General features: G+C 69.7%; 7 protein-coding genes and 2 rRNA genes. 6 read left to right on the forward strand and 3 right to left on the reverse strand.

The window, feature by feature from the left end; all coding sequences use genetic code 11:
• The first annotated feature begins 17 nt into the window (after window positions 1-17).
• The gene (locus tag ACFYUZ_RS11125; protein WP_389307720.1) at window positions 18-1,412 is read left to right on the forward strand and encodes an ATP-binding protein; all 1,395 of its coding nucleotides are present in this window, start codon (window positions 18-20) and stop codon (window positions 1,410-1,412) included.
• Window positions 1,413-2,984, forward strand: a complete 1,572-nt coding sequence (locus tag ACFYUZ_RS11130) for a type IV secretory system conjugative DNA transfer family protein (protein WP_389307722.1) — start codon at window positions 1,413-1,415, stop codon at window positions 2,982-2,984.
• Here the strand turns inward: ACFYUZ_RS11130 and ACFYUZ_RS11135 are convergent.
• Window positions 2,981-3,604 (reverse strand): GNAT family N-acetyltransferase, encoded by a 624-nt coding sequence (locus tag ACFYUZ_RS11135; protein ID WP_389307724.1) that lies wholly within the window; start codon window positions 3,602-3,604, stop codon window positions 2,981-2,983. The two genes, ACFYUZ_RS11130 and ACFYUZ_RS11135, sit on opposite strands and share 4 nt — an antisense overlap.
• A gap of 134 nt (window positions 3,605-3,738) precedes the next feature.
• Here ACFYUZ_RS11135 and ACFYUZ_RS11140 point away from each other — a divergent pair, with 134 nt between their 5' ends.
• Genes ACFYUZ_RS11140 through ACFYUZ_RS11155 form a run of 4 tightly spaced genes read left to right on the forward strand, consistent with a single transcriptional unit; the run spans window position 3,739 to window position 7,331 of the window.
• Entirely contained in the window at window positions 3,739-4,641 is a 903-nt protein-coding gene (locus ACFYUZ_RS11140; protein ID WP_389307726.1) for an ABC transporter ATP-binding protein, read from the forward strand.
• Window positions 4,638-5,408, forward strand: coding sequence for an ABC transporter permease (locus ACFYUZ_RS11145; protein ID WP_389307727.1), 771 nt, complete (start codon window positions 4,638-4,640; stop codon window positions 5,406-5,408). The genes ACFYUZ_RS11140 and ACFYUZ_RS11145 overlap by 4 nt, the downstream gene beginning before the upstream one ends.
• 13 nt (window positions 5,409-5,421) lie before the next feature.
• Window positions 5,422-6,666 carry a sensor histidine kinase gene (locus ACFYUZ_RS11150; protein ID WP_389307729.1) on the forward strand — a complete coding sequence of 415 codons (1,245 nt, stop codon included), beginning with the start codon at window positions 5,422-5,424 and terminating at the stop codon, window positions 6,664-6,666.
• Window positions 6,663-7,331: a response regulator gene (locus tag ACFYUZ_RS11155; protein ID WP_389307731.1), complete on the forward strand. Its 669-nt coding sequence runs from the start codon at window positions 6,663-6,665 to the stop codon at window positions 7,329-7,331. Before ACFYUZ_RS11150 ends, ACFYUZ_RS11155 begins: the two co-directional genes overlap by 4 nt.
• Window positions 7,332-7,395: 64 nt before the next feature.
• Here the strand turns inward: ACFYUZ_RS11155 and rrf are convergent.
• Both rrf and ACFYUZ_RS11165 read right to left on the reverse strand, forming a co-directional pair.
• Window positions 7,396-7,512, reverse strand: a 5S ribosomal RNA gene (gene rrf, locus ACFYUZ_RS11160).
• A gap of 72 nt (window positions 7,513-7,584) precedes the next feature.
• Window positions 7,585-9,085: ribosomal RNA gene (locus tag ACFYUZ_RS11165) — 23S ribosomal RNA — on the reverse strand; the annotation flags it as partial.

Genomic DNA, 9,085 nt, shown 5'->3' on the forward strand with positions numbered 1-9,085 from the left:
CGAAGGGGCACAGACCCATGCGAGATCCGCTGTCCGTCCTCACCGAAGCCTTCACCTCCTTCCTCTTCGGGAAGGTGGAGACGACCCGCCTGCCCGTCCGCACCTCCACCGGGCAGGCCCAGGCCGTCTACCTGCCGACCGCCGCACCGGGCCTCGGCGACTCCGGCGTCATCATCGGCCGCGAGGTCTACAGCGGAAAGGGCTACATCTACGACCCCTTCCAGCTGTACGGGCAGCAGCTCCCGGCCCCCCACTGGCTGGTCCTGGGCGAATCCGGCAACGGCAAGTCGGCCCTGGAGAAGACGTACGTGCTCCGCCAGCTCCGCTTCCGCGACCGGCAGGTCGTCGTCCTCGACGCCCAGGGCGAGGACGGTGTCGGCGAATGGAACCTCATCGCCCAGGAGCTGGGGATAACCCCCATCCGCCTGGACCCGATGGTCGCCAACGACTCCGGGATCCGCCTCAACCCCCTGGACCCGTCGATCACCACGACGGGCCAGCTGGCCCTCCTGCGCACCATCATCGAGGTGGCGATGGGCCACGGCCTCGACGAGCGCTCCGGCTTCGCGCTCAAGGTCGCCCACGCGTACGTCACCGAGCACACCACCGACCGGCAGCCGATCCTCACCGACATCGTCGAGCGCCTGCGCCACCCGGAGGCCGAATCGGCCGAGTCGATGAACGTCGACATAGACGACGTACGGGCCTGGGGCTTGGACGTCGCCCTCGTCCTCGACCGCCTCGTCGACGGCGACCTGCGCGGCATGTTCGACGGCCCCACCACGGTCGGCATCGACCTGGACGCCCCGCTCATCGTCTTCGACCTGTCCCACATCGACCGCAACTCCATCGCCATGCCCATCCTCATGGCGATCGTCGGCGTCTGGCTCGAACACACCTGGATCCGCCCCGACCGGAAGAAGCGCATCTTCCTCGTCGAGGAGGCCTGGCACATCATCAACAGCCCCTTCGTGGCCCAGCTGTTCCAGCGCCTGCTGAAGTTCGGCCGCCGCCTCGGCCTGAGCTTCGTCGCCGTCGTCCACCACCTCAGCGACGTGGTCGACGGCGCCGCGGCCAAGGAAGCGGCGGCGATCCTCAAGATGGCCTCCACCCGGACCATCTACGCCCAGAAGGCCGACGAGGCGCGGAACACGGGCCGCGTCCTGGGCCTGCCCCGCTGGGCGGTCGAGATCATCCCGACCCTCACCCCCGGCATCGCGGTCTGGGACGTCAACGGCAACGTGCAGGTGGTCAAACACCTCATCACCGAGAAGGAACGCCCCCTCGTCTACACCGACCGCGCCATGACCGAGTCCTCCGTCACGGACCCGGAACTGGAGTGGGAGACGGAACAGCGGGCGATCCTCATCGAGCAGCAGATGAACGGCACTTCGCAGTCGACGGTGGCATAGATGGAACAGGCGCGGAAGGGAGGCGGAGGGATCTCCGACGGGCTGCTCCTCAGCCTGATCGCCCTCCTCCTCGGTCTCACGGTCCTGGTGTGGACGGCCACCGGCCTCGCCGGCCTCTTCGCCCACGGCGCCTGGCCGCAGGGGGTCGCCTTCACGGGCACCCCGTCGGCCCTGCGCACCCTGGCGACGGCACCGACGGACCTCCCGGCCGCCTGGCCGGCGACCCCACCGGACCAGCTGTCGGGGTACGGCCTCTTCTGGGGCCTGGTGATCGGCGAGGCGATGATCCTGATGGTCCTCGCCGTCTTCGTCCTCGGCACCCTGGCCCGCTGGCGCGCGGTCCGCGCGCACCGGAAGGCGGGGGCGTACGGGACGACCGCCGCACGGGTACGGGAGGAGGCGGGCGTACGGCAGGAGCCCGCCGCACCCCCGACCCCGCGCCGCCCGACGGAGGAGCTCCCCCCGAAGCCGACCCCGGCACCGGCCACAGCGCCGACGCCGGCCCCGGCACCCGAACCCGCACCGACCCCGGCACCCGCACCCGCCCCGGCACCGGTGGTCGCACCCGCCACCGCACCGCCCGCCCCCATAGCCACCCCCCGCACCGTCTACGGCCCCCCGGAGACCCGCCGCCCGGCCGCCGTACAGGCGATCCTGGACGCCGAGGGCCCGGCCCTGGTCGTCACCTCCGACCCCGCCGTCTGGTCCTCCACCAAGGACGCCCGCGGCAAACTCGGCCCGGTCCTGGTGCACGACCCCGGCCACCTCTGCGACACCCCCGCACGGCTCCACTGGTCACCGTCCGAGCACTGCGAGGACCCGGCGGTGGCACAGGAACGGGCGATCGCCCTCCTCGCCCCCGTACGCCCGCACTCCCGCCTCGACGCGGCCACCGCCGACACCGCGGAGACGCTCCTGCGCTGCTGGCTGCACGCCGCCGCCGTCGACGGCCGCCCCTTCCGACAGGTCCACCGCTGGGCGCAGGGCGCGGGCGCCCACGAGCCCGTACGCGTCCTCCGCAGCCACCCGAAGGCCGCCTCGGGCATGGCGGGCCTCCTGGAATCGGCGCTCACCGCGCACCCCGAAAGCCGCCGCCTGGCACAGGAACTGACGGCACGTGCGCTCGCGGCCCTCTCCTCGATCCACATCAGGGAGGCGTGCGTACCGAATCGAACTGATTCGCTGGCACTCGCATCTTTCCTCGCCGAAGGGGGCACGCTCTACGTGGTGGGCGAGGCGATCGAGGATCCCCGCACCCACCCCGGCGCGATGCCGCTCCTCACGGCCCTCGCCGCAAGCGTGGTCGAGCACGGCCGCCGCATGGCCGCACGGTCATCCGACGGTCGGCTCGACCCACCACTCACCCTCGTCCTCGACGACGTGGCCGCCGTCGCCCCCCTCCCCCAACTCCCGGACCTCCTGGAGACGGGCAAGGGCCAGGGCCTGCCGACGCTGGCCCTGATGCGCTCCGAGGAACAGGCCAAGACCCGCTGGCCGAACTCCGTTGTGGGCAGTCGTTCCGCTGGGGCGGAACGGGTGGGCACGACGGACGGCACCCCCAGCCGCGCCTAGGCTCCCGAGCCCGAGCCCGAACCCGAACCCGCACCCGCACCCGCACCCGCACCCGCACCCGCCGAGGGTCGCACCAACTCGTACTCCAGCTCCAGCGCCGATTCGGACCCCGGCACCGCCACCGTGTCCCCCGTCGCCACGAACCCGAACCGCCGATAGAACGCCGCCGCCCGCGCGTTCTCCTCGTGGACGTACAGCCGGACCCGCGCGACCTCCGGGGCCGGCAGCGTCCAGGACCACTCCACCCCCGCCTGGAACAACGCGTCGATCACCCCGGTCCCCCGCGCCTCGGGACGCACGTACACACCCACGATGTGCGTCTGGTCGACCTTCGCCGCCTCACCGAACCGCACCTCGTCCGACGGCCGCTCCACGAGCAGCGAGATCGTGCCCGCCCAGCTGCCGTCCGGCGCCTCGGCCACGAACTGCCGCACCTTCCCGTCGCCGCTCTCGGACGCGCCCTCCGCCCGCTCCTTCCAGAAGTCGTCGGACCGCTCCACGGCCGCCTCGTACGTGTCGAGGAACGCCAGGTGGGCGATCGGGTCCTGAAGGGCCGCCAGCCGGATCTCGCGGGTCTTCTCCCACTCGTCGGCGCGGATGGTGCGTATCGAATAGTCCATGCCACCGATCCTGGCGAGCCCCACACCCCCCTGACAAGGCCTTTTTCCCCGTCGTACCCGGGTACTACGCCCGCCGCCGCACACCCGCCCCGGGTCCGACGCCCCGCCGCCGCCCGCTCCCTAGCGTCGAAGGCATGATCCGAGCAGAGAACCTCACCAAGCGGTACGGGGACACCACCGTCGTCCAGGACCTCAGCTTCACCGTCCGCCCGGGCTCCGTCACCGGCTTCCTCGGCCCCAACGGCGCCGGCAAGTCCACCACCCTCCGCATGATCCTCGGCCTCGACGCCCCCACCCGCGGCCACGCCACCGTCGACGGCCGCCCCTACGCCGCCCACAGCGCCCCGCTCACCCACGTCGGCGCCCTCCTCGAAGCCCGCTCCGTGCACCCCGGCCGCTCCGCCCACCACCACCTCATGGCGCTCGCCCACACCCACGGCATCCCACGCGCCCGCGTGGAGCGGGTCCTCGCCCTCGCCGGCCTCACCCACGTCGCCCACCAACGCGTCAAGGGCTTCTCCCTCGGCATGGGCCAGCGCCTCGGCATCGCTGCCGCGCTCCTCGGCGACCCGGCCACCGTCGTCCTCGACGAACCGGTCAACGGCCTCGACCCGGAGGGCGTCCTCTGGATCCGCACCCTCCTGAAGAACCTGGCGGCCGAGGGCCGTACCGTCCTCGTCTCCTCCCACCTCATGAGCGAGATGGCGCTCACCGCCGACCACCTGATCGTCATCGGCAAGGGCCGCCTCCTCGCCGACACCACCGTCGACGAACTCGTCCGCGCCTCGGGCGGCGCGAGCGTCAAGGTCGTCACCCCGGAGGCGGACCGCCTGCGCACGCTCCTCCCCGACGCCCGGATCACCACGGAGGGACCGGACACCCTCCTCGTCACCGGCCTGGAGGCGCCGGAGATCGGCCGCACGGCCGCCGCCCACGCCGTCCCCCTCCATGAACTCACCCCGCAGGCCCCCTCGCTGGAGCAGGCGTTCATGGACCTCACCCGCGACTCCGTCGAGTACCAGGGAGCCCCCGCATGACCACCCCCGCCCTCACCCCGTCCCGAGTCCTCCGCTCCGAGTGGCACAAGCTCCGGACCGTCCGCTCCACCTGGATCACCGTCCTCGCCTCCGTCGCCCTCCTCCTCGGCGTCGGCATCCTCATGGGCGCCACCTACACCTCCGACGGCGGCGACTCCGACGTCGACACCGTCGTCCTCACCCTGTACGGCTCCCAGCTCGGCGGCATCGCCCTCGCCGTCCTCGGCATCCTCGTCACCGCCGGCGAGTACGCGACGGGCATGATCCGCGCCTCCCTGACGGCGGTCCCCCGCCGCCTCCCCGTCCTGTGGGCGAAGGCCACGGTCTACACGGCCGCCGTCTTCGCGATCTCCTTCACGGCCGCCCTGCTGACCTTCCTCACCGCCCAGATCTTCCTCTCCGACACCGACCAGGCCGCCTCCCTCACCGACGACGGCGTCCTCGCCGCCGTCGCGGGCAACGCCGCCGGCGTCACCCTCCTGGGCCTGATCGCCCTCGGCCTCGGCGCCGCACTCCGCTCGGTGCCGGGCGCGATCGGCGCCTTCGTCGGCGGGGTCCTGATCGTTCCGGAGATCCTCGGGATGCTCCCGTACGCGGCGATGGACACCGTCGTCCGGTACTTCCCCACGCAGGCGGCCGGCGTCCTCGGCTCCGCGACCCCGCTCCCGGGCGCGGCCTCGCCCGGCGCGGCCCTCCTCGCCCTGCTCCTGTGGGCCGCCGCGGCACTCGCCGTCCCCGCCCTGTTGCTCAACCGCCGGGACGTATGAGGATGATGACGGCGTGATCACGGAGGAGACACCGCAGCCGCCCGGGACGACGGGCCCGAGCAGACACGCCCAGCGCCTCCTCGCCCGCGTACGGGCCTTCGACGAGAACCGCCCCTGGGTGTGGGACGCCGCGGTGGCCCTCCTCTGGACGACCGCGGCCCTCGTGGACGCGGCCGGCGGCTGGCGGAACACCGCCCGCGACCCGTCCGTCCCGGCCTGGCTCGTGGTCGCCCTCTCCCTGGCCCTCACCCTGCCGCTGTACTGGCGCCGACGTCACCCCACGGCCGTCCTGGCGGTGATGGCCGGCGCGACCCTGGTCAGCGACGGCTCGGGGGCCTTCCTGCAGGCCGCGTACCTCCAGATGCTCCCGCTCTTCCACATCGCGCTCAGCCGCCCGCCCCGCGCGCTCCTGTGGTCCCTGGCCCTGATCCTGCCGCCGCTCGTGACGGGAGCGGTCCGCTTCACCTCGGAGTCCTGGGACCAGCGCGTCGTCCCCACCCTGTGGGCGTACGCCCTGGTCGCCCTCCTCGGCATCGCGGTCCGCTCCCGCAAGGACTACACCGCCGGCCTCGTCGACCGCGCCCGTCGCCTGGAGATCGAACGCGACCAGGAGGTCCGGCTCGCGGCGGCCGCCGAACGCACCCGCATCGCCCGCGAGATGCACGACATCATCGGCCACAACCTGTCCGTCATCACCGGCCTGGCGGACGGCGGCCGTTACGCGGCGGCCAGGAACCCCGAGCGCGCCGCCCAGGCCCTCGAAGCCATCGGCACGACGAGCCGTCAGGCCCTCGCCGAACTCCGCCGCCTCCTCGGCGTCCTGCGCGACGACGAGGAGGACGCGGCCCGCGACCCCCAGCCCACCCTGGCCGACCTCGACACCCTGATCACCGGCGTACGGAAGGCAGGCCTGCCCGTACGGTTCGAGACCCACGACGACCCGACCGCCCGCCCCCTCCCGCCGGGCGCCCAGCTGACGGTCTACCGCGTCGTCCAGGAAGCCCTGACGAACACCCTGAAACACGCGGGCACGGGAGCGAAGGCACGGGTGACCCTCACCTCCACAGCGGACGACGTACGGGCGGACATCACGAACACCGGTGAGACGGCCCCGGCCCCCGCCCGGGGCCACGGCCAGGGGCTCACCGGAATGCGCGAGCGCGCGGCCCTCTACGACGGCACACTCGAATGCGGCCCGCTGCCGACCGGCGGCTGGACCGTCCGGCTCCGACTCCCCCGGGAGGACACCCCCTCGTGACGACCGTTCTCATCGCGGACGACCAGCCGATGCAGCGCTTCGGCTTCCGCATGCTGCTCGAAAGCCAGGACGACATGACGGTCGTCGGCGAGGCGTCGAACGGCACCGAGGCGATCCGCCTGGTCGACCGGCACCACCCCGACGTCGTCCTGATGGACATCCGGATGCCCGGCCTGGACGGCATCGAGGCCACGCGCCGCGTCATCGCCACGGGCGCCCGGAGCCGGATCCTGATCGTCACGACCTTCGACCTCGACGAGTACGCGTACGACGGCCTCCGCGCCGGCGCGAGCGGCTTCCTCGTGAAGGACGCCCAGCCGGAGGAACTCCTCGCGGGGATCCGCGCGGTGGCCGGCGGCGACGCGGTCGTCGCCCCGAGCCTCACCCGCCGCCTCCTGGACGCCTACATCCACCACCTGCCGGCCTCCCCCACGACGACCCCGCAGCCCGAGGACGCCCGCCTCGCCTCCCTCACGGACCGGGAACGCGAGATCCTCACGGTCATCGGCAAGGGATGGAGCAATACGGAGATCGCGGAACGCCTCCACCTGGCGGAATCGACGGTCAAGACCCACGTGGGCCGCATCCTCGCCAAGACCGGCGCCCGGGACCGCGTCCAGGCGGTCATCCTGGCCTACGACACCCACCTCGTCACGCCGGCCTGAAAAGGAAATGAACGCAAAAATGCCTCAACCCCCGGACGGAGTCCGGGGGTTGAGGCTAAAAATTGTTCGGCGGCGTCCTACTCTCCCACAGGGTCCCCCCTGCAGTACCATCGGCGCTGAAAGGCTTAGCTTCCGGGTTCGGAATGTAACCGGGCGTTTCCCTAACGCTATGACCACCGAAACTCTATGAAGTTGAACTCAACCGGCACGGGAGTTCATTGCTTCAGAACTAACACAGTGGACGCGAGCAACTGAGGACAAGCCCTCGGCCTATTAGTACCGGTCAGCTCCACCCCTTACGGGGCTTCCACATCCGGCCTATCAACCCAGTCGTCTACTGGGAGCCTTACCCTCTCAAGGAGGTGGGAATACTCATCTCGAAGCAGGCTTCCCGCTTAGATGCTTTCAGCGGTTATCCCTCCCGAACGTAGCCAACCAGCCATGCCCTTGGCAGGACAACTGGCACACCAGAGGTTCGTCCGTCCCGGTCCTCTCGTACTAGGGACAGCCCTTCTCAATATTCCTACGCGCACAGCGGATAGGGACCGAACTGTCTCACGACGTTCTAAACCCAGCTCGCGTACCGCTTTAATGGGCGAACAGCCCAACCCTTGGGACCGACTCCAGCCCCAGGATGCGACGAGCCGACATCGAGGTGCCAAACCATCCCGTCGATATGGACTCTTGGGGAAGATCAGCCTGTTATCCCCGGGGTACCTTTTATCCGTTGAGCGACGGCGCTTCCACAAGCCACCGCCGGATCACTAGTCCCGACTTTCGTCCCTGCTCGACCCGTCGGTCTCACAGTCAAGCTCCCTTGTGCACTTACACTCAACACCTGATTGCCAACCAGGCTGAGGGAACCTTTGGGCGCCTCCGTTACCCTTTGGGAGGCAACCGCCCCAGTTAAACTACCCATCAGACACTGTCCCTGATCCGGATCACGGACCGAGGTTAGACATCCAGCACGACCAGAGTGGTATTTCAACGGCGACTCCACCATGACTGGCGTCACGGCTTCACGGTCTCCCACCTATCCTACACAAGCCGAACCGAACACCAATATCAAACTGTAGTAAAGGTCCCGGGGTCTTTCCGTCCTGCTGCGCGAAACGAGCATCTTTACTCGTAGTGCAATTTCACCGGGCCTATGGTTGAGACAGTCGAGAAGTCGTTACGCCATTCGTGCAGGTCGGAACTTACCCGACAAGGAATTTCGCTACCTTAGGATGGTTATAGTTACCACCGCCGTTTACTGGCGCTTAAGTTCTCAGCTTCGCCTGGTCGAAACCAAGCTAACCGGTCCCCTTAACGTTCCAGCACCGGGCAGGCGTCAGTCCGTATACATCGCCTTACGGCTTCGCACGGACCTGTGTTTTTAGTAAACAGTCGCTTCTCGCTGGTCTCTGCGGCCACCCCCAGCTCAGGAGGAAAACTCCGTCACCAGGCGTGGCCCCCCTTCTCCCGAAGTTACGGGGGCATTTTGCCGAGTTCCTTAACCATAGTTCACCCGAACGCCTCGGTATTCTCTACCTGACCACCTGAGTCGGTTTAGGGTACGGGCCGCCATGAAACTCGCTAGAGGCTTTTCTCGACAGCATAGGATCATCCACTTCACCACAATCGGCTCGGCATCAGGTCTCAGGCTTCATGCTGTCCGGATTTGCCTAGACAGCGCCCTACACCCTTACCCCGGGACAACCACCGCCCGGGCTGGACTACCTTCCTGCGTCACCCCATCGCTTACCTACTAC

Origin of the sequence: Streptomyces sp. NPDC004266 (assembly GCF_042874095.1) — a bacterium.
In the GTDB taxonomy this organism is placed as follows: domain Bacteria; phylum Actinomycetota; class Actinomycetes; order Streptomycetales; family Streptomycetaceae; genus Streptomyces.

Bases quoted from the DNA above. Each gene is read 5' to 3' on its own strand.
- ACFYUZ_RS11125 (WP_389307720.1), top strand. From the start codon at position 18: ATGCGAGATCCGCTGTCCGTCCTCACCGAAGCCTTCACCTCCTTCCTC.
- ACFYUZ_RS11130 (WP_389307722.1), top strand. From the start codon at position 1,413: ATGGAACAGGCGCGGAAGGGAGGCGGAGGGATCTCCGACGGGCTGCTC.
- ACFYUZ_RS11135 (WP_389307724.1), bottom strand. From the start codon at position 3,604: ATGGACTATTCGATACGCACCATCCGCGCCGACGAGTGGGAGAAGACC.
- ACFYUZ_RS11140 (WP_389307726.1), top strand. From the start codon at position 3,739: ATGATCCGAGCAGAGAACCTCACCAAGCGGTACGGGGACACCACCGTC.
- ACFYUZ_RS11145 (WP_389307727.1), top strand. From the start codon at position 4,638: ATGACCACCCCCGCCCTCACCCCGTCCCGAGTCCTCCGCTCCGAGTGG.